Genomic DNA, 1,151 nt, shown 5'->3' with positions numbered 1-1,151 from the left:
CACAAGCCCGCTGCCGGAGGTGCGCCTATGGGTCGTTTTCGGCGCTAGTCAACCTTGCCGATGAAACCCAGGAAACACCCTCAAAGGCCATTGCCTATGCTGATGACGCGCTGACGCTTACGTCAGCCCTTGCAGCAGGCGTTCAAGAACGATGGAAAGCCGAGGCGGCCCTTAAGAAAACCGGCGGCCTCTTTAAATTGGGAAAAAATGATGATGCCCTCAGCCTGAGCCGATCCTTGTTTGAAACGAATTACAATTCTACCAATATTATTCAACGGCGCATTGCGGCGCGGGCCGCCCTCAATATTCTTGTCTATCAGCGTGATACATTTCCTAAAAAGCTGGCTGAAATAGAGGCAATCAATCAAGAAATTCAAACAAAATTCGCTAAAGAGACTGATAGATCAATACAGATTTTCAAACTACGATCCCTTTTAATCTTTGGGCAGACTCACGAATCAACTCCAAAATATATCGAAGCGTTTCAGGAAATTGAAAGACGGCTGGCGCAAGACCCGACAACCATGACCGATACCGATTCGTTTGCAGTGTTGCGCGGTTTGGCGACGATGCATGCCTTAACCAAAAATCAAAACAAAGTTATCGAATATTTAAATAAAATTGATGAAACTCTATTGAAATCACAAAATAATTTGACAAATGAAGTAAATGTCTCTGAGATATACGGATCTCAAGTTTATGTATTACAAATTCTAGGTGATAATCACTTTGATCGAGCCACAGAAATTATTAATAAAATAGATCGGGATTTTTCTAAATCTAATGACCCCAGCGTAATTGAGAACATAATTTGGGCTAACACAAATTACCTTAGCATTTTTCTAAAAAAAACACCAAACACTTTGGAAACAGCGCTTCCTATTGTTAATTCAATGATCCACCGCTATGGGAATCGCCTCGATCCGAAATTTTCGGGTGAACTCGCAGTAACCTACGTCAATCGTATCGTTATTTACTCAAATCTGAAGCCCCCCCGCAATAATGAGATTTTGGAAGACAGTGATCTTGTCGTCAGTCGACATCAGGATAGTCAGAACCCTGCTATCAGGGCACAGGTCGCCAAGGCCCTGACGCTCCGCAGTGGAGCACTGGAACGCAGTAACCAGCCTGGAGCAATCCAAACCCTGGAA

General features: G+C 43.8%; 1 protein-coding gene. It reads left to right on the top strand.

The genetic code is table 11. The features are described 5' to 3' along the window. The coding region (locus VZ95_RS26350; protein ID WP_198148465.1) for a hypothetical protein at window positions 1-1,151 on the top strand (1,151 nt) is incomplete at both ends.

The sequence above is a fragment of the Elstera litoralis genome (assembly GCF_000963705.1).
Taxonomy (GTDB): Bacteria; Pseudomonadota; Alphaproteobacteria; order Elsterales; family Elsteraceae; genus Elstera; species Elstera litoralis.
The sequence above is the reverse complement of the archived record's forward strand: the minus strand, read 5'-3'. Positions and strand labels throughout refer to the sequence as shown.